The organism is Acuticoccus kalidii (assembly GCF_021556395.1).
Lineage (GTDB): Bacteria > Pseudomonadota > Alphaproteobacteria > Rhizobiales > Amorphaceae > Acuticoccus > Acuticoccus kalidii.
The window spans coordinates 168,575-193,317 of record NZ_JAKGCS010000008.1; the positions used below are offsets into that span (position 1 = coordinate 168,575).

22 protein-coding genes are annotated in these 24,743 nt (G+C 67.2%); 13 read left to right on the forward strand and 9 right to left on the reverse strand.

Going from position 1 to position 24,743, the window contains the following annotated elements:
• Nucleotides 1-28 precede the first annotated feature (28 nt).
• Genes L1787_RS05215 through L1787_RS05240 form a run of 6 tightly spaced genes read left to right on the forward strand, consistent with a single transcriptional unit; the run spans nt 29 to nt 6,812 of the window.
• A complete protein-coding gene (locus L1787_RS05215) occupies nt 29-1,141 on the forward strand; it encodes a linear amide C-N hydrolase (RefSeq protein WP_255720261.1) in 1,113 nt (370 codons plus the stop codon).
• Between the two features lie 50 nt (nt 1,142-1,191).
• Nucleotides 1,192-2,589, forward strand: coding sequence for a glutamate decarboxylase (gene gad / locus L1787_RS05220; RefSeq protein ID WP_235707478.1), 1,398 nt, complete (start codon nt 1,192-1,194; stop codon nt 2,587-2,589).
• A gap of 37 nt (nt 2,590-2,626) precedes the next feature.
• Nucleotides 2,627-3,502, forward strand: coding sequence for a hypothetical protein (locus L1787_RS05225; RefSeq protein ID WP_235707479.1), 876 nt, complete (start codon nt 2,627-2,629; stop codon nt 3,500-3,502).
• Nucleotides 3,503-3,505: 3 nt separating this feature from the next.
• Nucleotides 3,506-3,883, forward strand: coding sequence for a hypothetical protein (locus tag L1787_RS05230; RefSeq protein WP_235707480.1), 378 nt, complete (start codon nt 3,506-3,508; stop codon nt 3,881-3,883).
• A 12-nt stretch (nt 3,884-3,895) separates the two neighbouring features.
• Nucleotides 3,896-4,945 (forward strand): multidrug transporter subunit MdtN, encoded by a 1,050-nt coding sequence (gene mdtN, locus L1787_RS05235; protein ID WP_235707481.1) that lies wholly within the window; start codon nt 3,896-3,898, stop codon nt 4,943-4,945.
• The gene (locus L1787_RS05240) at nt 4,929-6,812 is read left to right on the forward strand and encodes an FUSC family protein (protein ID WP_235707482.1); all 1,884 of its coding nucleotides are present in this window, start codon (nt 4,929-4,931) and stop codon (nt 6,810-6,812) included. Before mdtN ends, L1787_RS05240 begins: the two co-directional genes overlap by 17 nt.
• 23 nt (nt 6,813-6,835) lie before the next feature.
• Here the strand turns inward: L1787_RS05240 and L1787_RS05245 are convergent, their stop codons facing one another.
• Nucleotides 6,836-7,882, reverse strand: a complete 1,047-nt coding sequence (locus L1787_RS05245) for a linear amide C-N hydrolase (RefSeq protein ID WP_235707566.1) — start codon at nt 7,880-7,882, stop codon at nt 6,836-6,838.
• A gap of 124 nt (nt 7,883-8,006) precedes the next feature.
• Entirely contained in the window at nt 8,007-8,897 is an 891-nt protein-coding gene (locus L1787_RS05250; RefSeq protein WP_235707483.1) for a LysR family transcriptional regulator, read from the reverse strand.
• Between the two features lie 96 nt (nt 8,898-8,993).
• Here L1787_RS05250 and L1787_RS05255 point away from each other — a divergent pair, with 96 nt between their 5' ends.
• The 3 genes from L1787_RS05255 (at nt 8,994) to phnF (ending at nt 11,612) form a co-directional block, all read left to right on the forward strand.
• Nucleotides 8,994-9,734 carry an SDR family oxidoreductase gene (locus L1787_RS05255; protein WP_235707484.1) on the forward strand — a complete coding sequence of 247 codons (741 nt, stop codon included), beginning with the start codon at nt 8,994-8,996 and terminating at the stop codon, nt 9,732-9,734.
• Nucleotides 9,734-10,618 (forward strand): SDR family oxidoreductase, encoded by an 885-nt coding sequence (locus L1787_RS05260; protein WP_235707485.1) that lies wholly within the window; start codon nt 9,734-9,736, stop codon nt 10,616-10,618. Before L1787_RS05255 ends, L1787_RS05260 begins: the two co-directional genes overlap by 1 nt.
• Nucleotides 10,619-10,829: 211 nt before the next feature.
• Nucleotides 10,830-11,612 carry a phosphonate metabolism transcriptional regulator PhnF gene (gene phnF, locus L1787_RS05265; protein WP_235707486.1) on the forward strand — a complete coding sequence of 261 codons (783 nt, stop codon included), beginning with the start codon at nt 10,830-10,832 and terminating at the stop codon, nt 11,610-11,612.
• A 118-nt stretch (nt 11,613-11,730) separates the two neighbouring features.
• Here phnF and dgcA read toward each other — a convergent pair whose 3' ends face one another.
• Complete coding sequence (gene dgcA, locus L1787_RS05270) at nt 11,731-12,711, reverse strand: N-acetyl-D-Glu racemase DgcA (RefSeq protein WP_235707487.1); 981 nt, start codon at nt 12,709-12,711, stop codon at nt 11,731-11,733.
• Nucleotides 12,708-13,721, reverse strand: a complete 1,014-nt coding sequence (dgcN, locus tag L1787_RS05275; RefSeq protein WP_235707488.1) for an N-acetyltransferase DgcN — start codon at nt 13,719-13,721, stop codon at nt 12,708-12,710. Before dgcN ends, dgcA begins: the two co-directional genes overlap by 4 nt.
• Nucleotides 13,722-13,849: 128 nt before the next feature.
• On the opposite strand from dgcN, the gene L1787_RS05280 reads away from it, so the two are divergent.
• The 4 genes from L1787_RS05280 to L1787_RS05295 all read left to right on the forward strand — a co-directional run bounded on the left by L1787_RS05280 (nt 13,850) and on the right by L1787_RS05295 (nt 19,581).
• On the forward strand, nt 13,850-14,995 hold the full coding sequence (locus L1787_RS05280; RefSeq protein WP_235707489.1) for an ABC transporter permease: 1,146 nt from the start codon (nt 13,850-13,852) through the stop codon (nt 14,993-14,995).
• Entirely contained in the window at nt 14,992-15,810 is an 819-nt protein-coding gene (locus L1787_RS05285) for an ABC transporter ATP-binding protein (RefSeq protein ID WP_235707490.1), read from the forward strand. Before L1787_RS05280 ends, L1787_RS05285 begins: the two co-directional genes overlap by 4 nt.
• A gap of 73 nt (nt 15,811-15,883) precedes the next feature.
• Nucleotides 15,884-19,000 carry an MlaD family protein gene (locus tag L1787_RS05290; RefSeq protein ID WP_235707491.1) on the forward strand — a complete coding sequence of 1,039 codons (3,117 nt, stop codon included), beginning with the start codon at nt 15,884-15,886 and terminating at the stop codon, nt 18,998-19,000.
• Nucleotides 19,001-19,026: 26 nt separating this feature from the next.
• The gene (locus tag L1787_RS05295; protein ID WP_235707492.1) at nt 19,027-19,581 is read left to right on the forward strand and encodes an ABC-type transport auxiliary lipoprotein family protein; all 555 of its coding nucleotides are present in this window, start codon (nt 19,027-19,029) and stop codon (nt 19,579-19,581) included.
• A 97-nt stretch (nt 19,582-19,678) separates the two neighbouring features.
• On the opposite strand, the gene L1787_RS05300 is transcribed toward L1787_RS05295, so the two are convergent.
• The 5 genes from L1787_RS05300 to L1787_RS05320 all read right to left on the reverse strand — a co-directional run bounded on the left by L1787_RS05300 (nt 19,679) and on the right by L1787_RS05320 (nt 24,667).
• Complete coding sequence (locus L1787_RS05300; protein ID WP_235707493.1) at nt 19,679-20,740, reverse strand: dipeptidase; 1,062 nt, start codon at nt 20,738-20,740, stop codon at nt 19,679-19,681.
• Nucleotides 20,741-20,883: 143 nt separating this feature from the next.
• Nucleotides 20,884-21,648, reverse strand: coding sequence for an ABC transporter ATP-binding protein (locus L1787_RS05305; protein WP_235707494.1), 765 nt, complete (start codon nt 21,646-21,648; stop codon nt 20,884-20,886).
• The gene (locus tag L1787_RS05310; protein ID WP_235707495.1) at nt 21,648-22,409 is read right to left on the reverse strand and encodes an ABC transporter ATP-binding protein; all 762 of its coding nucleotides are present in this window, start codon (nt 22,407-22,409) and stop codon (nt 21,648-21,650) included. The genes L1787_RS05305 and L1787_RS05310 overlap by 1 nt, the downstream gene beginning before the upstream one ends.
• Entirely contained in the window at nt 22,406-23,527 is a 1,122-nt protein-coding gene (locus L1787_RS05315) for a branched-chain amino acid ABC transporter permease (protein WP_439648262.1), read from the reverse strand. The genes L1787_RS05310 and L1787_RS05315 overlap by 4 nt, the downstream gene beginning before the upstream one ends.
• Nucleotides 23,528-23,650: 123 nt before the next feature.
• Nucleotides 23,651-24,667: a branched-chain amino acid ABC transporter permease gene (locus tag L1787_RS05320; RefSeq protein ID WP_235707496.1), complete on the reverse strand. Its 1,017-nt coding sequence runs from the start codon at nt 24,665-24,667 to the stop codon at nt 23,651-23,653.
• Between the last annotated feature and the right edge of the window lie 76 nt (nt 24,668-24,743).

Sequence of the window (24,743 nt, forward strand, 5' to 3'; positions counted from 1 at the left end):
TCCGTGTGCGACCCGAGGCGATCGTTTCATGTGCACGTCTTTGCTCTACCAAGATAAACAAGGCAGCTCCTATTTCGGACGGACGATGGAGTTGACCATCGACCTGCCTTACCAAGTCACATACTTCCCGAAGGGCGAGGCGTTCGCCTCGGCGCGCGAAGGGCATCCGGTCTTCCACTTCGAGGCCGCATATGACTTCATCGCGATCGCGATGCCGGCCCGTTTGCCGTCGGCGGAGGCGCCGCTCGGGCTTGCGGATCTCAAGGTGCTCGAAGGGATGAACGATCAGGGGCTGACCTTCAGCCTCCTGTCCTATCCGTCCGCCAGCGGCAAGCAGAAGGCGGTGGAGATGACCCAGGCCGTCCTCTCCGCGTCCGATCTCGGGAGCTGGGCGCTCAGCCAGTTCGCCTCCGTCGCGGCGCTGAAAGATGCCATCGCGACGCAGCCGATCATGCTCGACCCGCTCGCGATCCTCGGCGGTGTCGAGTCGCCCTTCCATTATGTCGTTCACGACGCGACCGGCGCGGGCCTCATCCTCGAGTTCGACGGCGGCACGCTCAACATCTATGACAACCCCGTCGGCGTCATGACCAACGGGCCGGCCTTTTCCTGGCACCTCACCAATCTCGACAACTACACCTTCCTCGACAATGTCGATCGGCCGAGCGCCACGTTCGGCACGCTCAAGGTCCGTCAGCCGGATTCGGGGATCGCGACGGCGGGGCTGCCGTCCTCCAACACGTCGGTCGGCCGCTTCGTGCGGGCCGTCTATTATGCCCAGTTCACCGAAAAGGCGGCGACGCCCGACCTCGCCGTGCAGACGCTCGGCCACGTGATGAACAATTTCGACCGGCCGCGCGGCGCCAGCATCGACTATCCGGGCGCGGACGACGGTCATCTCGAGGTGCCGGGCCTCGCGGAGGACGCGTCGGCGCCTTATGCGACCGAGTTCACCTCATGGACGGTGCTCGCCGATCTCGGCCGCAAGGTCTTCTATGTTCGCGATTATAAGAGCCTCAACTTCGCCCGGTTCGACCTCACCGCCCTCGCGGCGGCGGACGGGCCGAGGGTCGTGCCTCTCGCGCATCTGATGGGCGACGGAAACGGAACCGATCACCTGATGGCGGCGCGCGCCGCCTGACGGCGACCGAGACGAGACGAACGGACAGAAGCGAAAGAGGCGAGGGACGAATGGCCGACGATCCGACCCGCGATGGGCGCGATGGCGTCTATGACGAAACCTATGGCGCGACGGCACTCGCCACGGCCTTGCCGAAGGCGAACTTTCCCGACGGCGAGAACGACCCCCGCCGCATCTATGCGGCCGTGCGTGACGAGTTGATGCTCGACGGCAACTCCCGGCAGAACCTGGCGACCTTCTGCCAGACCTGGGAGGAGCCGGAGGTCCATCGCCTGATGGACGACTGCATCGACAAGAACATGATCGACAAGGACGAGTATCCGCAGACTGCCGAGATCGAGGCGCGGTGTGTGCGGATGCTCGCCGATCTGTGGAACGCGCCACGTTCGGGCGAGGCGGTCGGCTGCTCGACCACGGGCTCCAGCGAGGCGGCGATGCTCGGCGGGCTCGCGATGAAGCGGCGTTGGGAGGCGCGCCAGCGCGCGGCCGGCAAGCCCACCGACAAGCCGAACATCATCACCGGCCCGGTCCAGGTCTGTTGGCACAAGTTCACCCGCTATTGGGACATCGAGCATCGCGAGATCCCGATGGAGGACGGCCGCCTCCTGATGACGCCGGAAGAGGTGATCGCCCGTTGCGACGAGAACACCATCGGCGTCGTCCTGACCCTCGGCGTCACCTTTACGGGCGAGTTCGAGCCGGTGAAGGACGTGAGCGACGCGCTCGACGCGTTCGAGGCGAAGACCGGCCTCGACATTCCGATCCATGTCGACGGGGCGAGCGGGGGCTTCCTCGCCCCGTTCTGTGCGCCCGATCTTCCCTGGGATTTCCGTCTGCCGCGCGTGCGCTCGATCAACGCGTCGGGCCACAAATTCGGCCTCGCCCCGCTCGGCGTCGGCTGGGTCCTGTGGCGCGAGGAAAAGGATCTGCCGGAAGAGATGATCTTCTGGGTCAATTATCTCGGCGGCAATATGCGCGACATTGCGCTCAATTTCTCCCGTCCGGGCGGGCAGATCGTCTGCCAATATTATAACTTCCTGCGCCTCGGTCGGGAGGGCTACCGCAAGGTGCACGGTGCCTGTTACGCCTCCGCGCGCTATCTCGCGGGCGAGATCGCCGCGATGGGGCCGTTCGAGATCGTCTATGACGGCGACATGAAGCGCGGCATTCCGGCCGTCTCCTGGAGGCTCAAGGAAGGCGCCGATCCGGGCTTTACCCTCTTCGATCTCGCCGATCGTTTGCGCGTGCGCGGCTGGCAGGTGCCGGCTTACACGCTTCCCGCGAACTGTGAGCATCAGGCGATCCAGCGCATTCTCGTGCGCAACGGCGTGAGCTTCGACCTCTGCTCGCTCCTCGTCGACGACATGAAGGCGGCGCTCGAGCACATCATGGCGCATCCGACCAAGGCGCCTCTCACCAGCGAAGAGGCGTCCGGCTTCCACCATTGAGGATGCCGGCAATGTCCATTGTGGATGGGATCGCGTGATGACGGCGGTGATCGGGACGGGGGGCGTCCATGATGAGGGCGCCTGGCCGTTCGTCACGCTGCATCATTATGTCCAGGATGGACGGCGCGTCGTGTGGCGCGAGCGGGAGAATCGCAAGGGGCTGCGGCCGGCCGAGCGTCGGCTCGAGGGCGTCGAGCGTCCGTTCTGGCAGGGCGCGGCCTACAATTATCTGATCGGCGCACTGTTCGCGGGCGGCGCTTGTCTCTTCATGCTCGGGAGCGCCTTCACCCTCGGCGCACCCACGTTCGGCGGGCCGACACGCGAGATCATCAACATCACGTTCTTTCTCGGCTCGATCCCGTTCACGATGGCGGCCTATCTCCAACATTTCCAGGCGGCCAACGCGACCGTGTTTGCGGTGGTCCCCCGTGACGGGCGACGGCGCATCGCCTTCATCGGCTGGCAGCCGCGCAATGCCGGATGGGTGTCGACCTTCACCCAGTTTCTCGGCACCGTGGCGTTCAACTTCAACACCTATGACGCGCTTACCGGTCCGTCGGGGTGGATGATGCAGGATCTCGTGGTGTTCCTGCCGGGTCTCGTCGGTTCGATCCTCTTCCTCGTCTCCGGCTATATCGCCTTCATCGAGGTGGCGCACACCTATTGGAGCTGGCGCCCGAGGGATCTCGACTGGCGGATCGTCTTCGTAAACCTTCTCGGCTGCATATTCTTCATGACGGCCGGTTTGCTGGCCTATGTACCGGCGGGACCGGAACCAGCCTGGATCCCGGTCGTCGCGACGGCGCATATCGGGCTGGGTGCGCTCGGCTTCTTCGTCGGCGCGGTCCTCCTCATGCATGAGAGCCGCCTCGCGGAGCGTCATCCGGCGGCCGAGCCTTTGAAGAGCACGTGAACCATGCGGCGATTGACCATTCCCTCAGCCCTCTCGAAGACGAGCCGCAGCGCGCCGGGCCGCCACGGACCGTCCGGCCGTCCGGTGCGGTTCGGCCGGGGTGCGGGCGGGGGATGGCGCGCCTTGGCGCTGCTGCTGCCGATCGCGTTCGCGCTGGCGGCCTGCAACGGCACGCCCGTCGCGCCTGCGGTGCCGTTCCTCGGGGCCTATTTCCCGTCCTGGCTCCTGGCGGCCTTTGCCGGGATCGGCGCGGCGATCGTCGCGCGGGTGATCTTCGTCGCCATCGGTCTCGACGACGTCTTGCCGATGCGGCTTCTCGTCTATGTGGGGATCGCGACGGCGGTCGGGTTCCTTGTCTCCAGTCTCGCCTTCGGTCGCTGAGGAGGCGCTAGAGTGGCTTCCCCCCATCATATCAGCCCGGCCCGCGTCGGCGGCGCCATCGTCGCCGCATCCGTGATCCTCGCTGCGACGATCCTCGGCTGGCAGCATCTGCGAAAGGCGGAGCGCAATCCGCTTTCCCACGAAGCGGTGTTGAGCGCGACCGTCGTCCACATCGCGCCGACGGTGGCGGGGCGGATCGTCGAGCTGCCGGTGCGAGAGAACCAGGCGGTGAAGAAGGGCGATATTCTCTTCCGCGTCGACCCGCAGACGTACCGGCTCGCCTATGAGCAGACCGCGAGCGACCTCGCGATGGCCGAGGCGGCGCTCGCCGACCGCCATCGCGAGATCCGCGCCGAAACGCAGAACGCGGCGATCGCGCAGGAACAGGTGGCGCGCGCACGGGAAAATCTCGCCCTCGCGACACAGACCCTCGATCGCCTCCTGCCGCTCCAGCCGAAAGGCTATGTCAGCGCCCAGGAGGTCGACACCGCCCGCACCGCGAGACGCGATGCCGAGATCAGCCTCGCCGAATCGCTGCGTCAGGCCGAGGCGGCGGACACCCTCGTCGGCGATCCGGCCGTCGCCGCCGCCCTCGTCGAAGCGCGTAAGGCGGCGCTCGCGATCGCCGAGCACGAGCTCGAAAGCACCATCGTGCGCGCGCCGCATGACGGACGCGTCGCCGGCCTCACCATCGGCACCGGCGAGTTCGTGGTGCCGGGGGAGGCGGTGTTCACCCTCATCGACACGTCGAGCTGGTTCGCGAGCGCGACCTTCATCGAGACCGAGCTCGGCCGCATCGGGATCGGCAATTGCGCGACCGTCTACGCGCTCGCCGATCGGCGGACACCGATCCGGGGACGCGTCGAGGGAACGGGATGGGGCGTCATCTCCCAGGATGTCGTCAACATTCCGACGGCGCTGCCGCTGGTGCCGCGCTCGCTCGACTGGGTGCGCGTCGCGCAGCGCTTTCCCGTGCGCATCCACCTTGAGGATCCGCCGGCCTCGTTGATGCGGGTCGGGGGCTCGGCGACCGTCACGGTGCACGATGACACCGATTGCTGAGGCGACCTGGCCGAGGATCTACGCCCAGACGGTCAAGGATCTCGCCTCGTTTCCCGGCCGCTTCGGCTTCGCTTGGCGCGTTGCCGCGATGTGCGCGATCGTGACCTGCCTTGCGATGCTCTACGAGATCCCGGAGGCGGCGATCAGCTGCTATCTCGTGATCTTCCTGATGCGGCCCGATTCCAGCGAAACGCTCGGCCAGGCGGTCGGCCTCATCGTCCTCGTCACGGTGATCGTCGCGGTCATGGTGCCGCTGATCAACTCCACGATCGACTCGGTCGTGGTGCGCATCCTCATCATGGCGGGGGCCTCGTTCGTCGCCCTCTTCTTCGCCTCGGCGAGCACGCTCGGCGAGACCGCGGCGATCATCGGCCTCGTCATCGCGTTTGTCTTGTCGCTGGTGAGCGCGGTGCCGGCGGGGATCGTCGCCACCATCGGCCTCAAGCTCGCCTGGGAGATGGTGGCGATGCCGATGGCCGTGATGATCGGCTTCCTTCTGATCTTCGGCCGTGGTCCGCAATCGATCGTCGCCGAGACGATCGCGCGGCGCATCGAGGCCGCCCGCCGCGCCTTCGCCGACCCGGACGACGACGACGCGGTGTTCGAGTGCCTCGACGAAGGCAACGCCGCCAGCCTGAAGCGGGTGATGGTCGCGCGCCTTCTCCATCTCGTGCCGTCTAAGCGGACGCGGTGGCTCGGCGGCGCATCGGAGGCGAGTTACCGCCTGCTCCTCGCCGCCGCGGCGCTGCCGCGCTCGGCCGCGGCGGAGCGCGACCGCCTCGCCGCCACATGCGGCGCGCATCACGAGGCGGTGGTCGCAGGGCGCGTCCCGCCGTCGCCCGAGCACGTCCTCGCCCCGACATCGCCGGCCGAAGCGGAAGCCTGGCGCGCCCTTGAGAGCCTCGCCGCACCCGATGGCGGCGGGCCGCCGAAATCGGCCAAGGAGCCGCTCCTCGCGGCCGATGCGTTCACCAACCCCGTCCATCAGCGCTATGCGTTGAAGGCGACGGCGGCGGCGATGATCTGCTACCTCATCTATACCGGCGTGAGCTGGCAGGGGATCCACACGGCGATGATCACCTGCTACGTCACCGCCCTCGGCACGACGGGCGAGACGGTGCACAAGCTCGTCCTGCGCATTCTCGGCTGTCTCTTCGGTGCCGCGCTCGGCGTCGCCTCGATCATGTTTATCATCCCGCATCTCGGCTCGGTCGGCGGGCTGATGATCCTCGTCTTCGTCGCCATCCTGATCGCGGGCTGGATCGCGGCGGGGGACGAGCGGATCGCTTATTCCGGCGTCCAGGTCGGCCTCGCCTTCCTCCTCACGATCCTCGACGGGTTCGGGCCGAGCACCGACATGTCGAATGCCGGCGACCGGATCGCCGGCATCCTCCTCGGCAACACGATCATGTACGTGATCTTCACCCGCGTGTGGCCGCGCAGCGCGATCGTCGAGGTGAGGGAGAAGGCGGGCGAGATACTGAGCGGCCTTTCGCGCCTCGCGGCGATGGACCCGGCCGCGCGCGAGGCGGCGACACCCGACATTGCCCGCATCGCGATGGCGCTCGGCCGCGCGCGCGATGCGCTGTTCACGCTCCCGTTCGAGCCGGCCCGCCTTCAGCCCGCGCGGGCGGAGGTCGAACGGCTCACGGGACTTCTCAATGCGGCAAGTGGGTTGCTGCCGTCGATCGCGCTATCGCGCGAGCGGCTCGACGGGGTCGCGGCCGAACTCGGCGAGGCGGCCACGGCGGTGCGGGCGGAGGAGGCCCGCCCGGACGGGATTGCGGAGGCAGAGCGCGCCGACGCGCCCATCGCGGCCGGGATCGAGGCCCCGATGGCGCGCATCAGGGCGCTCTTCGCGACCTAGGCGAGGCGGCGCCCCGCGCCGTTTTATTGCGTGCCGAGGAAGACGAACGGCTCGCTCGGGACGAAATCCTTGGTCGCGTCGCCGGAGAAGATGTTCGTCTGTTCCGGGCCGAGATCGAGCTTCATCGTCTCGCCGGTGTCCTGCGAGAAGTCGATCTGATTGAGGTCCACCCAGAAGGTGTTCGGCGTCAGCGCGGATTCGAAGAAATAGAGCTTGCGCGTCTGGTCGGAGACGGTGCGCCAGCGGGTCGACGAGATGTTCGGCTGATCCGGCGTCGAGATGCCATAGGGCACCGACACGTTGCGGATCACCGAGAAGACGCCCGCAACGGCAAGGTTCGGCTCGTCGAATTTCGGGATCGCGTTCACATAGAACGAGGCGCGGGCGAAGCGGTCGGCCGCGCGGTTCGTGCCCGGCAGGAACACGGTGCCGCCGATCTCCTGCCAATAATCGTCGAGGGCGAGCTGGCGCTGGAACGTCGGCGAGTTGGTCATCACCTGATAGGTCTTGCTGTGGTGGATGACCTGCTTGCCGTCGATATATTCGATGATCGCGCTGTCGCCGGTCGCGTCGGACAGCGACAAATGGAGCGTCGCGAGGCGGTCCTGCCCCGGCACATTGTCGGTGACGATGACGAACGGCTCGTCCTCCAGCGCCTCGACGGCCTCCGAGACGGTGGCGAAATTGTCGAGGACATATTGCGCCCAGGCGGCGATCGTCAGGCCCGGCTTGTCGCTGTCCTCAGGCGGATATTCCGATTCCACCAGCCACAGAACATTGGCGACGAGTCCTTCCTCGTTCATGCCGTCGGTCGTCGCGATGTCGTAGGCGGCGGAGATCACGCTGCCATATTTCGACGTCCATGTGATGGAATCGGGCCCGGCTTCTCCGTTCCGCTCCATGCCGCGGGGAAAGATCCAAAGATTGGTGCCGACATCGGTCTTCCAATCCATCGAGCGGGCGGTGATCACGGAATCGTCCGCGCCGAAATAGACGAGGCGCGTGCAAGCGAGGGCCTGTTGCGAAACCAGCGAGAACGCCAGCGTGCCCGCGAGGACGACGCGAGACATTCGAGCGGGGGAGAAGATCGGCATAAGGGTCACCAACGAGGGTTCGTGTCGCGTTCGGGCGACCCTATCGCTTGCGGTCGATGCAACGCAAATGGGCAAGGTGCGCAACGATAAGCAGGATCGATCAAAGAGACGTTGCGAAAATATCTTTGACCCAATCTAAAAAGACCCTCAGGCGTCGCGAAAGTTGCCGGTTCTGCGGATAAAGTGCGTTGAGCGGTGTGGGGGCGGGCGGCGTGTCGGCCAGCACCTCGACCAAGGTGCCATGCGACAGCTCGTCCGTGAACCGATAGCTCGGGGCCTGGAGAAGGCCGAGCCCGGCGCGGGCGAGGTCGGCCGTGGTGTCGGCGCTGTCAGCCGAGACGGGGGCGGGGAGCGTGCGCAGCTCGACCTTGCCGCCACGCACGAATTCGAGCGGCATCACCTGGCCCGTCCGCGAGGAGATGAAGCCCACCATGTGGTGCCCGTCGAGATCGTCGATCGTCTTCGGGACGCCGTGGGCCGCGAGATAGGCAGGGCTCGCGCAGGTGATCTCCGGCAGCTCGCCGAGCGGGCGTAGGATCAGGCTGCTGTCCTCGGGCGTTCCGACCCGCAACACGCAATCGATCCCGTCGCGCACGAGGTCGACGAAACGCTCGGTCTGGCCGAACTCGATGCTGAGCGCCGGATAGCGCGCGACGAAGGCCGCGAGATGGGGGACGAGGAAGGTGCGCGTCAGGAGGCCGGGCGCGTTCACCCGCAGGCGGCCGCGCGGGGTTTCCTCACGGTAGGCGCCATAGGCGTCCTCCATTTCGGTGAGGATCGCGCGGGCACGGCGGTGGAAGTCCTCGCCCTCGGCGGTCGGCGAGACGTGCCGTGTCGTCCGGGCGAGGAGGTGGGCGCCGAGCTCGCGCTCGAGCACCTTGATCGCCTCCGTCGCGGTGGAGCGCGCGATGCCCATCTCGCGGGCCGCGCCGCTGAAACTGCCACGCTCCACGATCCGCACGAAGAGCTGCATGCGTTCGATCCGGTCCATGCAGATTGTTCGCCTCAACCGAATTGCGATGTCAATTGCGCGGCGATTGTTTCGCGGCGATCGCGCTGCATCTTCATGCCTGCAAAGGAGAACACCATGCCTGACACGCACACGAAGACGGCCATCGTCACCGGGGCCTCGCGCGGGATCGGCGCCGAGATCGCAAAGGCGCTCGCCGGTGACGGGTTCGCGGTCGTCGTCAATTATGCCCACAGCGCCGACAAGGCCGAGGCGCTGGTCGGCGAGATCGAGGCGAAGGGCGGCAGAGCGGTTGCCCTCCGGGCCGATCTTGCCGCGCCGGACGGGGCAAAGGCGCTGTTCGACGGGGCGGAGGCAGCGTTCGGCTCGGTCGACATCCTCGTCAACAATGCCGGCATCATGCAGCTCGCGCCGATCGCCGAGACCGGCGACGCGATGCTCGACGCGCACCTCGCGACCAATCTCGCCGGTCCCTTCCGCACGATGCGCGAGGCGGCGAAGCGGCTGAAAGATGGCGGGCGCATCATCAACTTTTCATCGAGCGTCGTCGGCCTCTATCAGCCGACTTATGGGGCCTATGTCGCGACCAAGGCGGCGATCGAGGCGCTGACCAAGGTGCTCGCCAAGGAACTCGGCCCGCGCGGCATCACGGTGAACGCGGTCGCGCCGGGGCCGGTCGCGACCGAGCTCTTCCTTTCCGACAAGAGCGAAGAGCTCGTCGCCCGGATCGCGGGCATGAACCCGTTCGGCCGATTGGGCGAACCCGTCGACATCGCGCGCGTCGTCCGCTTCCTCGCGTCGGAGGACAGCGGCTGGATCAACGCGCAGACGATCCGGGTAAACGGCGGGATGGTCTGATGGCGCGGATCCTCGTAACGGGCGCGTCGAGCGGCTTCGGCGCGATGGCGTCGGAGGCGCTCGCCCGCGACGGACACCACGTGTTCGCGACGATGCGCGACCCGGAGGCGCATGGCGGCGAGCCGGCGGCGCGGATCGCCGCGCTCGCGGCCGAGGGGCTCGACATCGCGGCCCTGCGGCTCGACGTCACCGACGAGGCCTCCGTCGCGACGGCGGTCGAGGAGGCGGTCGCCGTTGCCGGCGGGATCGACGTTCTGATCCACAATGCGGGTCACATGGTCTTCGGCCCGGCCGAGGCCTTCACCCCGGCGCAGCTCGCTGCCCTTTACGACGTCAACGTTCTCGGCACCCAGCGCCTCAATCGCGCCGCCCTTCCGCAAATGCGCGCACGGGGCGACGGATTGGTGATCTGGGTCGGCTCGAGTTCGACGCGTGGCGGCACGCCGCCATACCTCGCGCCCTATTTTGCGGCCAAGGCGGCGATGGATGCGCTGGCGCAGAGTTACGCCTTGGAGCTGGCCCGCTTCGGGATCGAGACCAGCATCGTCGTGCCCGGCGCCTTCACCGGCGGGACGCAGCACTTCGCCCATGCCGGCCGGCCGGAAGACACCGCACGCGCCGAGGCGTGGTGGTCCGGCCCCTATCGGGGTGTCGACCAGCGCGTTCTCGACGGGCTCGCCCGGCTCGAGCCGGCCGATGCCGATCCCACCGCCGTCGGCCGCGAGATCGCCCGGATCGTGGCGCTGCCGAAAGGCCGTCGCCCGTTCCGCAGCCACATCGATCCGTCGGCGGACGGGGCCGAGATCGTCAACGGTGTCGCCGATCGGGTGCGCGCCCAACTCGCCGAACGGATCGGCCTGTCCGATCTCCTGCGCCCCGCTTGAGCGGAAGGCCGGCCGGGCGGGCCCGGATCCGTGTGGCGGCGCCTTTGCTGCGCCCGACGGCGCGCATGCGGCGGCTTCATCGTCCCGCGTTCCGGGCGGCGTCTTGCCAGAGCGGGCGCGGGCTTCTAACAGTTGTCCGAATGACTCGTGCCCGGCGTCATGATGCGGCGACACCTCGCCGGGCCCCGGCACGGTGATGGGCGGAGCGGCGATGGCGAAGGTGGCGCGGGGCCAGTGGCAGACGGTCGAGGCGGCGCTCACCGACGAGATCGCCGCCGGCGCCTTCGGCGAAACGATGCAGCTCCCGACCGAAGCGGCGATGATGGAGCGATTCGGCGTCGGCCGGCACAGCGTGCGCCGCGCGGTCGCCGCGCTCGAGCGTCGCGGTCTCGTCGACGTGCGCCAGGGGAAGGGGGTCTTCGTCCGGGCGAACCGGCTCGATTACCGCCTGTCAAACCGCACCCGCTTTTCGCAAAATCTACTCGGGCAGGGCCGCGAGCCGTCCGGCCAGTCCTTGCGCGAGGAGGAGATCGACGCGCCAGACCATGTTGCCGAGGCGCTGCGTCTGCCGCCCGGCGAACGCGTCTACCATATCGTGCGGCGCGGCCTTGCCGACGAGGAGGTCGTGAACGTCTCGAACGCCTATTATCCGGTGCGCCGTTTTCCGGGCCTCGTCGAAGCGCGCCGGATCGGGCGCAGCACCACCGCCGCGCTCGCCGAATATGGCGTCAACGACTATATCCGCCTCAGGACCGACCTTGTCGTCAGGATGCCGACGGCCGAGGAGGCGCGCCAGCTCCAACAGTCGCCCACCGAGCCGGTGATCATCACGAAGAAGGTCGACGTCGACATGAAGGGCGTGCCGATTTCCTATTCGGAATCGGTGTGGCCGAGCGAGCGGGTGCAATTCTCGATCGACAACACGTCGAAGCTCCTCGACGTGCTCGCCGAAGCGGGGGCCGCGGAGAGCGCCGAAGCGAACGACCCCCGTTAACGGGGCGCGCTCGGCTTCAGACCAGCCCTCGCTTTATGGGAGCGGAGCGGCCGGACGGAGGCCGCTCGATCGGAAACGATCGCGGAATCCGACCGGCGCGTCTCGGTGCGGGGAGGCGCTATCCCCACAGCTCCGGCAAGGGCGGGTTCACCTTCGATTCCTCGAAGATCAGCCCCGGCGAGCGGTCGTGCGCGAGGAGGAGCGGGCCGTCGAGGTCGACGAAATCGGCGCCCTGGCCGGTGTAGATCGCCGGCGCGATGCCGAGCGACGTCGTCAGCATGCAGCCCATCATCACCTTGAAGTTCTTCTCGCGGGCCGCCTTGATGAGGTCGAGCGCTTCGGTCACGCCGCCCGCCTTGTCGAGCTTCACGTTCACCGCGTCATAGCGCTTCACGAGCTTGTCGAGATCGGCGGCGACATGGACGCTCTCGTCGGCGCAGATCGGCACCGGATGCGACACGGTGGCGAGGACGCCGTCGCGCCCGGCCGGAAGCGGTTGCTCGATCAACTCGACGCCCGCATTCGCGCAGGCCCGCATATTCAGGAGGAGATTGCGCTCGTTCCATCCCTCGTTGGCGTCGACGATGAGCGCGGCGTCGGGGCGCGCCTTGCGGACGGCGGCGATGCGCGCGGCATCGTCGCCCGGAGCGCCGAGCTTGACTTTGAGGAGCGGATATTCGGCCGCGTTGCGTGCCTTCTCCGACATCACCGACGGCTCGTCGACGGAGATCGTGTAGGCGGTGAGGAGCGGCTGCGGGACGATGCCGAGAATGTCGGCGGCATGGCGGGCGGTCCGCTTCGCCTCGAGGTCGATCAAGGCGCAGTCGAGCGCGTTGCGCGCCGCGCCGGCCTTCATCCCCTCGCGGAGCGCGAAACGGTTCATGCCGTGCCCGATCGCCTCGCGCATCTCCTCGATCTCGGCGATCACCCCTTCGACGCTCTCGCCATAGCGCGGATAGGGCACGGCCTCGCCGCGGCCCTGATGATCCCCATCGATCAGCGTCACCACCACGACGCGAGCGATCGTCCTCCGTTCGCGCGAGATGTTGAACGAGGATGCGATTGGGAATTCCTCAGCGGCAACGGCGAGGTTGATCATTTTCCGTACTCTTGCGTGATGCGGTCCACAATGGACTCGACCCCGAAACGCATGGGATCCGTTGCGGGAAGGTTATAGTCTGCGGCCGCCTTGTCGAGGATGGCGCGCGCCTCGTCCCCATCTTCAAAGGCGGCGGTGTTGATCGCGATGCCCACCGGCTTGATCGCCGGGTTGGTGAGCTTGCCGAGCGCCACCGTCATGTCGATCACGTCGCCGATGGTCGGCAGCGGGGTCTTCACGCCGCGCATATTGGTGCGCGTCGGTTCGTGGCAGACGACGAAGGCGTCGGGCTGCGCCCCGTGCAGGAGGCCGAGCGAGACGCCGGCGAACGAGGGATGGAAGAGCGAGCCTTGCCCCTCGACGAGCTGCCAGGCGTTCTCGCCGGTCGCCGGCGCGATCCACTCGGCCGCACCGGAGATGAAATCGGCGACCACCGCGTCGATCGCGACCCCGCGCCCGGAGATGAACACCCCGGTCTGCCCGGTGGCGCAAAAGGTCGCGTCGAATCCGGCATTCTGCATTCCCGCCTCGATCGCGAGCGCGGTATACTTCTTGCCGACCGAGCAATCGGTCCCGACGGTGAGGAGGCGCTTGCCGGGACGCTTTACGCCCTTTCCGGTCTCGAACGTCTGAGAGGAACGGCGCACATCGAAGAGGTTGCGGCCGTTGCGTTTCGCGGCTTCGGCGATCGCCGGCACGTCGCCGAGGCGGGAGTGGAGGCCGGCGGCGACATCCATCCCGGCATCAAGTCCGTCGACGATCGATTGGACCCAGTGGTCGGGGAGTTTGCCACCGGCATTGACGACGCCGACGATCATGGTGCGGGCGCCTTTGTCGGCGGCCTCGCGCGCGTTCATCTCGGGGAGCTTGGCGTCCGCATTGCATCCGGGAAGTCGCCATTGGCCGACGCACCAGTCACGGCGCCAGTCGACGATGCCGAGGGCCGTCTTCGCGGCGAGCGCGTCGGGCACATCGCCCAGAAACAGGAGGTAGGGTCGTTCGAGTTCCATCGCGATGAATCCCGCTGTGAGGAATTTGCAGCACTGTTGCAACGCCGTTCAGCATTAGGACCGGAGACTGGTGACTGAGATCGGAGAAGCCGTTACCAGCTAACATACACAAGGATTTTTGCCAGACGATGGATGTCCGTTCACCGCCAGAGCAACCGAGTATCACCGTCACCCGTGACGGGGACATGGCGACGGCCGTCTTCTCGGGGGCGTGGACCGTCGGCAACGCGCAATATGCCGAGGCTGCGGTCACCGCGGTCGATTGCGGCAAGGCGATGCGCGTCACGCTCGACCTGTCGGGGGTGACGACGGCGGATTCGTCCGGGGCCTGGCTGATCCATCGTGAGCGCGCGAACGCGGAGTTCGAGGGGCGGCGGGTGGAACTCGCCAATGTCAGCCCGCGCCTGCAATTCCTGCTCGACGAAATCGAGAACCACATTCCCGAACCGCTGCCGCACGAGCGGCGGCCCTATGCCGCGATCCGGTTTCTGACCAATCTCGGCGAGACCACGGTCACGATCGGCAAGGATCTCGTCGAGCTTCTGGCCATTCTCGGCGTGTTCGGCCTCCGCCTCGCCACCGCCGCCACCAATCCGCGGCATCTGCGACTGACGTCGATCCTGTCGAATTTCGACCGGACGTGCCGCGGCGCGGTGCCGATCGTGATGCTGATGAGCTTTCTCGTCGGCCTCATCATCGCCCAGCAGGCCGGCTTCTATCTGCAGACCTTCGGCGCCGCGCTCTATGTGGTCGACCTGTCGGGCGTCCTCATTCTGCGCGAGATCGGGGTGCTCCTCGCCGCAATTCTCGTCGCGGGCCGCTCCGGCTCGGCCTTCACCGCCGAGATCGGCTCGATGCGGATGCAGGAGGAGGTGGATGCGCTGCACACGCTCGGCCTCGATCCGGTGGAGGTCCTGGTCGTCCCGCGGCTGATCGCGCTCATCATCGCGCTGCCCGTCCTCGCCTTCCTGTCGGCGATCGCGGCGATGTGCGGCTCGATCCTGATCACCTGGCTCTATCTCGGCATCACGCCGGACCTCTATATGCAGCGCCTCCACGAGGCGGTGACGCCGCTCGAACTCTATGTCGGCATCTCGAAGGCGCCGTTCATGGCGCTGATCATCGGCCTCGTCGCCTGCTCGGAAGGCCTAAAGGTCGGCGGCAGCTCCGAGTCGCTCGGCCGTCACACCACCAGCGCGGTCGTGAAGGCGATCTTCCTCGTCATCGTCGTCGATGGACTGTTCGCGATGTTCTTCGCGGCGGTCGGCATATGACGGCGCCGTCCGATGGTCCGCGCCGCATTCCTCCCACCGAAGGCGGCAACGCGGACGAGAACGTCATCGAGGTGCACGACGTCACCGTCTCGTTCGGCACCTTCAACGTCTTCAAGAATCTCGATCTCGAGGTGAAGCGGGGCGAGATCCTCGGCTTCGTCGGTGCGTCGGGCGCGGGCAAATCGGTGTTGATGCGCACGATCCTGGAGCTCGTGCCCAAGCAGCACGGCACCATCCGCCTGTTCGGCAAGGATATCGACGCGCTGCCCCCGGCCGAGAGCGCCGAGCTCAACAAGCGTTATGGCGTGCTCTTTCAGATGGGCGCGCTCTTCTCGTCGCTGACGGTGCTGGAGAACATCCAGGTGCCGATGCGCGAGAACCACAATATGAGCCCCCGGCTGATGGACGAGCTCGCGCTGATGAAGCTCGACATGGTGGGCCTTGCGCGGAGCGCGGCGAACAAGCTGCCGTCGGAACTGTCGGGCGGCATGATCAAGCGCGCCGGCCTTGCCCGCGCGCTCGCCCTCGATCCCGAGCTGCTCTTCGTCGACGAGCCGACCTCCGGCCTCGATCCGATCGGCGCCGCGGCGTTCGACAGCCTCATCAAGGGGCTTCGGGACACGCTCGGCCTCACCGTCTACATGGTGACGCACGATCTCGACAGCCTCTATTCGGTCTGTGACCGGGTCGCCGTCCTCGCCGACAAGCGCGTCGTCGCGGCCGAACCTGTCCAGAAACTTTTGGATTTCGATCACCCCTGGGTGCGCGAATATTTCCGCGGTGTTCGTGGTCGGCGGTTTATCGGCCATGCATGACCCGCAGTCGGCAACGTCCGAAGGGCATCGGGAGACTTCGACCCCGGATCCGTACAGCGAGCTGAGTTGAACGATGGAAACGCGTGCGAACTATGTGGCCATTGGCGCCTTCGTCATCGTCGTGCTCTGCGCGGCGATGGCGGCGCTCTACTGGTTTTACCGCTCGGCCAATTCCGGGGCGACGGAAGTCGTCCGCATCGTCTTTCCCGAACCCGTCACGGGGTTGTCGAATGGCGGGTCGGTGCTCTTCAACGGCATTCGCGTCGGCGAGGTGACACGGCTCGAATTCGCGCCGGAAGGCGGCGACAATGTGATCGCCATCACGCGGCTCAGCCAGCGCGCGCCGATCAAGACCGACACGGTCGCGACGCTGAGCTTCCAGGGGCTCACCGGCGTCGCCTACATCTCCTTGAGCGGCGGCAGTGAGGCCGCGCCCTCGCTCTTCGCCTCGACGGACGACGACGAGACCACGCCGCCGACGATCTACGCCGCGACGTCGACCTTCACCAACGTCATCGACAGCGCGCAGAATGTCCTGCGCAATCTCAACAGCACGCTCGACGAGGTGAACAGCCTCCTGTCGTCGAACCGCTCGGACGTCAACGCGGTGGTCGGCAACGTGCGGACCTTCTCCGACGCGCTCGCCGCGTCCGGCCCGCAGATCTCCGGCCTCATCGACAATATCTCGAGCGCGGCCGACGCCGTCGCGACCACGGTCCCGCACGTCACGAGCATCGTCGACAACGCCAACGAGATCCTGACGGCGATCAACCCGCAGCGCGTCGGCGAGATCGTCGACAATGTCGAGACCTTCACCGCGACGCTGCCGCAGATCAGCCAGCAGGCCGAATCGATCGTCGGGACCGTCAACGGCCTTGTCGTCCGGCTCGACGACGCGGCGGGCGTCCTCGGCGATTCGATCCGCGCGGCCGGCAACGTCATCTCCGCGATCGACGATCAGGCGATCAACGAGATCGTCCAGAATGTGCGCGCCGCGACCAGCGTCTTTTCCGGCCGCTCCGAGGAAATCGGCACCCTCGTCGACAACGTGACCGTCGTGAGCGGCAATGTGCGCGACATCACCGAGACCCTCGCCGGCAAGCGGGAGGCGATCGGCCAGGCGGTCGACGATGCCGGAACGCTGATCGCCGATGCGCGCGGCGCCGTCGCCGCCGCGACCCCGGCCATCGAGAGCTTCAGCCGTTCGCTCGAGGCGATTTCGCCCGAGCGGGTGACGGCGATCATCGATAGCGTCCAGTCGATCAGCACGGGCCTTGCCTCGCGCACCGAAGCGTTCGGCGCGTTGATCGATTCGGCGACCGACGCGGCAGAGAGCATCGACCAGATCGCGCGGTCCGTGGCCGCCCGCAACGCCGTCATCGAAAAGACGATCGACGACACGAGCCAGCTCATCGCCAACCTGCGCGAGGCCTCGAACAGCGCCCCGCAGATCCTCACCGATGCGAGCGGCCTCTTGCAGGACGCGCGCGGTGTCGTCAGCGCGGTCAACGCCGAAGCGATCAACAAAGTGGTCGCGGACGTCGGCACGTTCGCCGACGCGATGGCGGCGCAGTCGGCCAATATCGGCCCGCTCGTCGAGGCGGCGACCGGGGTTGCCCAGCGGTCCGGCGAGATCGCGACGGCGCTCTCCGAGAAGCTGCCGCAGATCAACACCTTCCTCGACAATGCCGAGGCGGTTTCGACCTCCTTGCGCACGGCTTCGGCCGATCTTCCGGGCCTCGTCGCCTCGCTGCGGCCCGGCATCGACAACGCCTCCGCCGCGCTCTCCGCGCTCGATCCCGAAGCGATCGGCGTGATCCAGCGCGACGTTGCCGCCGTCACCACGGCGCTCGCGCAGAAGCGGGACCAGATGGCGAGCCTCATCGACAACGTCTCGGGTGCGGCGGGCAGCATCGACGAAGTCGCGACCGCGCTCGCAGCCCGGACGCCCCAGATCGGCGAGGTCATCGACCGCGTCGATACGATCACCGCGTCGGTCCAGACCTTCGCCGCATCGTTGCCGGAGTTCACCGACACGCTGCGTCCCGGCATCGAGAATGTCGCGAACGTCTTCGCGTCGATCGACCCGGAGGCCGTCGGCGGCATCGTGACCAATGTGAAGTCGCTTTCCGACGCGCTCGCCGCTCAGTCGCCGCGGGTCGAGGCGATCGTGACCAATGCCGACACGACGCTCGCCGACGTCTCGGCCATCACGGCCCGCTTCCGCAGCGAGCTCGACACGATCACCGCCGGCATCGCCGACGCCCGCGAGGCGATCGGCAGCGCCCGCACCTTCGCCGAGGGCTTGCCGACGCTCCTGCAGCGCGTCGAGCCGGGCGTCACCAACTTCTCCGACGCGCTCGGGTCGATCGACCCGGCCGCGATCTCCACCATCGTCGGCAATGTCCGCAACGTGACCGAGACGCTCTCGCAATCGAGCGAGCAGATCAGCGCGATCATCACGACCGCCGACACGGTGGTGAAGCAGGTGAACGAGGTGACGCAGACGGTTTCGGCCCGCACCGCCGACATCGACCAGGCGATCGACGGCGTCGCCAAGCTCGGCGGGGCGCTGGGCGAGGCCGCGCCGCGCGTCAGCGAAATCGTCGACGGGGTGGACGAGGCCGTGAAGTCGGTGTCCTCCACGCTCTCGGAGGTGAACACCGAAGCCCTCAACGACATCCTCACCGATGTCCGTACGGTCGTCTCCGCCGTCGCCGCCCGCACCGGCGAGATCGGTCAGGCGATCGACAACATCTCCAATGCCTCCCGCGGCCTCAGCGATGCGCTGGGCACGATGGGCGGTGAAGACGGGACGATGAAGGAGATCCTCGACCGGGCTCAGCGCATCGTCGCGAACCTCGAGCGGGCGTCCGAGCAGGTCGGCGCGGTGATGAACCGCGCCAACGGTCTCCTCGACGGTCCGGTCCAGGGGATGATCGCCAATGTCAGCAACGCGGCCGGGTCGGTGAATCAAGTCGCTGCTGCATTTGCATCACGCGCCGATGAAATCGCCAGCGGAGTCGGCCGCTTCTCGAAGGGCGGCCTTGACGATCTGCGGACGCTCATCAACCAAGGAAGAAGTACTTTGGCGTCGATCGAGAGCACCGTGTCGAGTTTTGACAGAGACCCAAGCCGCGTGATCTTCGGCGGCCCGAACGGCCCGCGGTACCAGCCGCAACGTCGATGATGGGGCTGAGCCGGATCCTTGCGTTGGTGGCAGCGCTCACCCTCGCCGCGTGCGGCGGGGGAGAGCAGATCTCCGCGATCTATGAGCTGACCGCCTCGCCCACACCGCCGGTCTCGCGCGGGACGACCGCGCAGATCCTGGTGCCGGAGCCGCGCGCGCTGGAGGCGTTGGCGTCGAACAAGATCGCCGTCAAACCGACCGAGCTGACGATCTCCTACTATCCCGAGGTCGCCTATCAGGACACCGTTCCGCGGGTGCTTCAGCGGGTGCTGCTCGACACGTTCCAGAACACCGGGCGCGTCAATGCGGTCGGCCTTCCGGGGCAGAGCCTCCTCATCAACTACCAGGTCGTGACCGAGGTGCGCTCCTTCCAGGTCGAGACCTATGCCGGCGACAAGGCGCGTGTCGTCGTCGCGGTGAAGCTCCTCAACGATTCGAACGGCCGCGTCCTGTCGAGCCGCATCTTCGACACGATGGTGCCGCTCTCGTCCGACGCGCCGGAGCCGGCGATGGTCGGCATGAACCAGGCCGTTCAACAGCTCTCGGCCGATATCGTGAACTGGACGCTCGCGCAGATCTGACGCGCGGGCGGGCACGCGCCCGGATCATCCGGGCGAGGGTGGCCGAGGAGACAGGGCGCGCCGTGCGCTCGTCTTCAGCGGCGCCGGGCGGGGGCGATCACGCGCCCCAGGTCGCCTTCAGCACGCGCACCCAGTTGCGCCAGCACAATTTCTCGCAAACCGTCTCGCCATAGCGGGCGCGCATCGCCTCGCGCAGCAACGGCAACGTCTCGATGCCGGTGAGCGCCTCGGGGACGAGGGCGCCGTCATAGTCCGAGCCGAGGCCGACACCGTCTTCGCCGAGATGGGCGAGGAGGTGGTCGATATGGTCGAGAACGCGTTCGACCGGGACGTTGGGCAGCATCCGCCCGTCCTCGCGCAAGAAGGCCGTCGCGAAGTTGACACCCACCATGCCGCCGGTCTCCGCGATCGCGGCGAGCTGCCTGTCGGTGAGGTTGCGGGCGGTGGCGCAGAGCGCATGGGCGTTCGAGTGGGTCGCGACGAGCGGCTTGTCGGAGCGCTTGGCGATGTCCCAGAAGCCCTGCTCGGTGATGTGGGAGAGGTCCACCATGATGCCGAGCGCGTTGCATCGCTCGACGAGGCGGATCCCGTCCGCGGTGAGGCCGGGGCCGGTGTCGGGCGAGCTCGGAAAGCGGAAGGGGACGCCGTGGCCGAAGCGGTTCGGCCGGCTCCACACCGGCCCCAGCGAGCGGAGCCCCGCCGCATGGAAGACGTCGAGCAAAAAGAGGTCGCGGTCGATCGCCTCCGCGCCCTCGATATGGAGGATCGCGGCCAGCGGACCGTTCGCGCCGATCGTCTCTTCGAGCGCCGCGGCCGTGCGGCAGATCCGCACTTCGCCCGCCCGCTCCAGTTCGGTGAGGATCGAGATCTGCATCGCCGCGGCGGCGACCCCTTCATCGTGCGGAACCTCCGGCGGCAAGGGCACGCTGAAACGGGGGGAGGACATCGCCCCATAATCCGGTCCGCCGATATTGGAGGACGGCACCCAGACGGCGAAGAACCCGCCGGCGAACCCGCCAACCTTGGCGCGGGCGGCGTCGATCGCGGCGGACGGGTTGGACCGGAAACGGTTCACCGCCCCGGCCGGGCCGGTGGCGGCGAGCTTGGACAGGATGTCGTTGTGGCCGTCGAAGATCGGCGGGGACGTGGGATCGGCCAAGGAGCGGTCCTCAGGATGGAAGCGCGCGCGTGTGCGCGGGCGTCCATCATCGGGCCGCTTCCATGGGTCCGCAAGCGCGGATGGTGCCGCGCCCGCGCCCGTCTCGCCCCTCCGGCCCGCCTCGGCGGCGGCCTGGCCGGGGCTCACACGGCGAGGAATTCCTCGCGCAGCGCCTTGTCGGCGAGGACGTCGGCGGCGCTTCCGGTGTGCACGATCTCGCCCATGTCCATGATGATCGCCCGGTCGGCGAGGTGAAGGGCGGCGATCGCGTTCTGCTCCACCATGATCGTCGTGATGCCGAGCGCCTTGATCTCGGCGACGATGTTCTCGATCTCCTGCACGATCACCGGGGCGAGGCCTTCATAGGGCTCGTCGAGGAGGAGGAGCTTGATATCGCGGGCGAGGGCGCGGGCGACCGCCAGCATCTGCTGCTCGCCGCCCGACATCGTCACCGCCTCCTGGCGGCGCCGTTCGGCAAGGCGCGGGAAATGCTCGTAGATCCGCGCGAGCTCCCAGCCTTTCGGCTCGGCGATCTGGCTGAGCTGGAGGTTCTCCTCCACGGTGAGGCCGGCGATGATCCGCCGATCCTCCGGCACGAGCTGCACGCCGAGGCGGGCGGCCTGATAGGACGTCATCTTGGTGAGGTCGTGCGCGCCGAGATGGATCGAGCCGCGCCGCAATTGCGGGGTGTCGATCCGTGCGATGGTGCGCAAGGTCGAGGTCTTGCCCGCGCCGTTGCGGCCGAGAAGGGCGACGACTTCGCCCTCCTTCACGCCGAATGAGACGCCTTGGACGATATAGCTCTCGCCGTAATAGGCGTGAACGTCCTCGCACCGGAAGAAGGCTTCCTTCTCCGGGGCGGCCCGCGGGCCGGAGGGGGCCTCCGCGGCGGTGTCGATCGCGGCCATCAGTGGGCTCCTCCGAGATAGGCTTCCTGCACGCGGGGGTCGGCGCGCACTTCGTCTGGCGTGCCCTCGGCGATGATCCGCCCCTGGGCGAGCACCGACACCTTGTCGGCGAGGGAGAAGACGACGTGCATGTCGTGCTCGATGATCACCTTCGTCATCCCGCGCTCCTTGATGCGTTTCAGGATGTCGATCGTCCGGTTGGTGTCGAGCCGGCTCATGCCGGCGGTCGGCTCGTCGAGGAGTAGGAGGGAGGGGTGCTGAACGAGGCACATCGCAAGCTCGAGGCGTCGCTTGTCGCCGCGTGAGAGCGAGGCCGCCTCGTGGTGGCGCTTCTCGATGAGGCCGAGATCGAGAAGCACGTGCTCGGCCTCGGCGCGCACGTCCTTGTCGGCGTCGAGGGCGGAGAGGAGATTCAGCCGGATCGGACCGTCGCGCCGCGCATAAGCGGGCGCCATCACGTTCTGGAGGAGCGTGAGGTCGGGAAAGATCTCCGGCGTCTGGAAGACGCGGGCGATGCCGAGCTGGTTGATCTCGTGCGGCTTCTTGCCGGTGATCACCTGGCCCTTGAAGACGACCGCGCCTTCGTCCGGGGCGATGCGGCCGACGCACACATTGAGGAGCGTCGACTTGCCGGCCCCGTTGGGCCCGATGATCGCGTGGGTCTTGCCCTCTTCGATCATGAGATCGATGTCGGACAGCGCCCGAAGCCCTGCGAAATTCTTCTGAACGTCGGCGACGTGCAGGACGGCGTTCCCCTTCATGATGACGTCTCCGACTTGTTGCCGCCGCGGAACATGCGGCCGATCCGTCTGAAGCCTTCGGCAAGCCCGCCCGGCAGGAAGATCACGACGAGGACGAAGAGAACGCCGAGCGTGAGATGCCACCCCTCGCCGACGAAGGGCGAGACGATGCTGACGGCGAACTCGCGGACGCCGTCGGGCAGGAACGAGAAGGCGTCCGACAGGGTGGTGTGGCCGAGCGCGGAGAAGATGTTCTCGAAATATTTGATGAGAACCGCGCCGATGAACGGGCCGAGGAGGGTGCCCGCCCCGCCGAGGATCGTCATCAGCACGACTTCGCCCGAGGCCGTCCATTGCATCCGCTCCGCGCCGGCGAGTGGGTCGACGACCGCAAGGAGCGCTCCGGCAAGGCCCGCATACATGCCCGACACGATGAAGGCGACGAGCGTATAAGGCCGCGTGTTGAAGCCGACATAGGCCATGCGCGTCTGGTTCGACTTGATGCCGCGCAGCATCATGCCGAAGGGCGAGCGGGTGATCCGCAGCGCGATATAGAAGGCGATCATCAGACAGACCGCGCAGGCCCAGAACCCGGCCATCCCCGTCATCGAGATGCCGAAAAAGGAGGCGCGGGGGATGGCGACTTCGGACGAGCCGACGAGCGCGTCGAGCACGCGCGGATCGTTCCGCAGGACGCGAAGCCCGGTCTCGCCGTTGGTGATCGGGGTGAGCACCGAATAGGCGAGATTGTAGCACATCTGCGCGAAGGCGAGCGTCAGGATCGAGAAGTAGATGCCCGACCGGCGCAGCGAGACATAACCGATCGCCGCCGCGAAGACGCCCGCGATCAACACCGAGAGGATGATCGCCGGCACGACGTTGAGCGACAGGAGCTTGAACGACCAGACCGCCGCATAGGAGCCGATACCGAGAAAGGCGGCGTGGCCGAAGGAGAGGTAGCCGGTCAGCCCGAACAGGATGTTGAAGCCGATCGCGAAGATCCCGAAGATCGCGAAGCGCTGCATGAGGTCCGGGTAGGCCGCGCCGAAGGGCTGGAGCCAGATCGGCATCGAGAAGACGGCGATCCCGAAGAGGACCGTCATCAGGATGTCGACCTTGGGCGGCCACAAGGGGCGCATGTCGGGGCCGAGCGGCGGAAGCTGCGTCGGCACCTCGGACTTGGTGTGATAGTGGGCCGAGTGCGTGTCGGCGTCCATCGTCGCGGACTTCAAGTCGGCGGTGGTGTTCGTCGTATCCATCGCCTACGCCTCCATCACGCCGCGGCGGCCGAGCAGCCCGCGCGGCCTCGCGAGAAGCACCACGACAGCGACGAGATAGATGATGATCTGGTCGATGCCGGGCAGGATCGACTTCACCTCGTTGAGCGAGGCGAAGGATTGCAGGATGCCGAGCAGGAAGCCGGCGAGAACCGCCCCGCCGAGCGAGCCCATTCCACCCACCACGACGACCACGAAGGACAGGACCAGGAAGTCCATGCCGATATGATAATTCGGCGTCAGGATCGGGGTGTAGAGGGCGCCGGCGAGACCGGCGACGACCGCGGCGAGGCCGAAGACCACCGTGAAGCGCCGCTGGATGTTGATGCCGAGGAGCTGGACCGTCTCCCGGTCGGCCATCCCCGCGCGCACCACCATGCCGTAGGTGGTGAGGTTGAGGAAGGCGAAGACGCCGCCGATGATGAAGAGCGACGAGGCGAGATAGATGAGCCGCCACCAGGGATAGGTGAGGACGCCCGATAGCCCGAGCATCGCACCGATATCGGCCGAGCCGCGGGCGATCTCGGGCGCCGAAATCGGGATCGGGTTGGCGCCGAAGCCGGCCTTGATCAGCTCCTGGATGACGATCGCGAGGCCGAAGGTGACGAGGATCTGCTCGGCGTGCGGGCGCTTGTAGAAGAAGCGGATCAGACCGCGCTCGAACGCGACGCCGATGAGCAGCATCAACGGGATGGTCACGAGGACGGAGAGCGGCACCACCCAGTCGATGATCGCCGCGCCCGTGTCGCCGAACCAGAGGACGAGATAGGGCTCTTCCTTGTAGGCCTCGAAGAAGGTGATCGATTCGTCGCGCACGCGGACCGAGAGGGTCAGCACCTCCTGGAGGCCGACCGCGCAGAAGGCGCCCAGCATGAAGAGCGCGCCGTGGGCGAAATTAACGACACCGAGGGTGCCGAATGTGAGGGTCAGGCCAAGGGCGATGAGCGCATAGGCGCCGCCTTTGTCGAGACCGTTCAGAACCTGAAGAAGGATGGCGTCCATCGCACTCCCCGTCGCGTGCGGCCACAAATCCGCGTTCGCCGCGGCCGGAGGGCCGCGGGCGCATCGCGTCTCGTCG

What these genes read in the sequence shown, in the direction of transcription:
- L1787_RS05305 (WP_235707494.1), bottom strand. Translation starts at nt 21,648, where the DNA reads ATGGCCGCGATCGACACCGCCGCGGAGGCCCCCTCCGGCCCGCGGGCC.
- L1787_RS05320 (WP_235707496.1), bottom strand. Translation starts at nt 24,667, where the DNA reads ATGGACGCCATCCTTCTTCAGGTTCTGAACGGTCTCGACAAAGGCGGC.
- dgcA (WP_235707487.1), bottom strand. Translation starts at nt 12,711, where the DNA reads ATGATCAACCTCGCCGTTGCCGCTGAGGAATTCCCAATCGCATCCTCG.
- dgcN (WP_235707488.1), bottom strand. Translation starts at nt 13,721, where the DNA reads ATGGAACTCGAACGACCCTACCTCCTGTTTCTGGGCGATGTGCCCGAC.
- L1787_RS05260 (WP_235707485.1), top strand. Translation starts at nt 9,734, where the DNA reads ATGGCGCGGATCCTCGTAACGGGCGCGTCGAGCGGCTTCGGCGCGATG.
- L1787_RS05250 (WP_235707483.1), bottom strand. Translation starts at nt 8,897, where the DNA reads ATGGACCGGATCGAACGCATGCAGCTCTTCGTGCGGATCGTGGAGCGT.
- L1787_RS05225 (WP_235707479.1), top strand. Translation starts at nt 2,627, where the DNA reads ATGACGGCGGTGATCGGGACGGGGGGCGTCCATGATGAGGGCGCCTGG.
- L1787_RS05310 (WP_235707495.1), bottom strand. Translation starts at nt 22,409, where the DNA reads ATGAAGGGGAACGCCGTCCTGCACGTCGCCGACGTTCAGAAGAATTTC.
- L1787_RS05285 (WP_235707490.1), top strand. Translation starts at nt 14,992, where the DNA reads ATGACGGCGCCGTCCGATGGTCCGCGCCGCATTCCTCCCACCGAAGGC.
- L1787_RS05230 (WP_235707480.1), top strand. Translation starts at nt 3,506, where the DNA reads ATGCGGCGATTGACCATTCCCTCAGCCCTCTCGAAGACGAGCCGCAGC.
- gad (WP_235707478.1), top strand. Translation starts at nt 1,192, where the DNA reads ATGGCCGACGATCCGACCCGCGATGGGCGCGATGGCGTCTATGACGAA.
- L1787_RS05315 (WP_439648262.1), bottom strand. Translation starts at nt 23,527, where the DNA reads ATGCGCCCCTTGTGGCCGCCCAAGGTCGACATCCTGATGACGGTCCTC.
- L1787_RS05245 (WP_235707566.1), bottom strand. Translation starts at nt 7,882, where the DNA reads ATGTCTCGCGTCGTCCTCGCGGGCACGCTGGCGTTCTCGCTGGTTTCG.
- L1787_RS05290 (WP_235707491.1), top strand. Translation starts at nt 15,884, where the DNA reads ATGGAAACGCGTGCGAACTATGTGGCCATTGGCGCCTTCGTCATCGTC.
- phnF (WP_235707486.1), top strand. Translation starts at nt 10,830, where the DNA reads ATGGCGAAGGTGGCGCGGGGCCAGTGGCAGACGGTCGAGGCGGCGCTC.
- L1787_RS05280 (WP_235707489.1), top strand. Translation starts at nt 13,850, where the DNA reads ATGGATGTCCGTTCACCGCCAGAGCAACCGAGTATCACCGTCACCCGT.
- L1787_RS05215 (WP_255720261.1), top strand. Translation starts at nt 29, where the DNA reads ATGTGCACGTCTTTGCTCTACCAAGATAAACAAGGCAGCTCCTATTTC.
- L1787_RS05255 (WP_235707484.1), top strand. Translation starts at nt 8,994, where the DNA reads ATGCCTGACACGCACACGAAGACGGCCATCGTCACCGGGGCCTCGCGC.
- L1787_RS05240 (WP_235707482.1), top strand. Translation starts at nt 4,929, where the DNA reads ATGACACCGATTGCTGAGGCGACCTGGCCGAGGATCTACGCCCAGACG.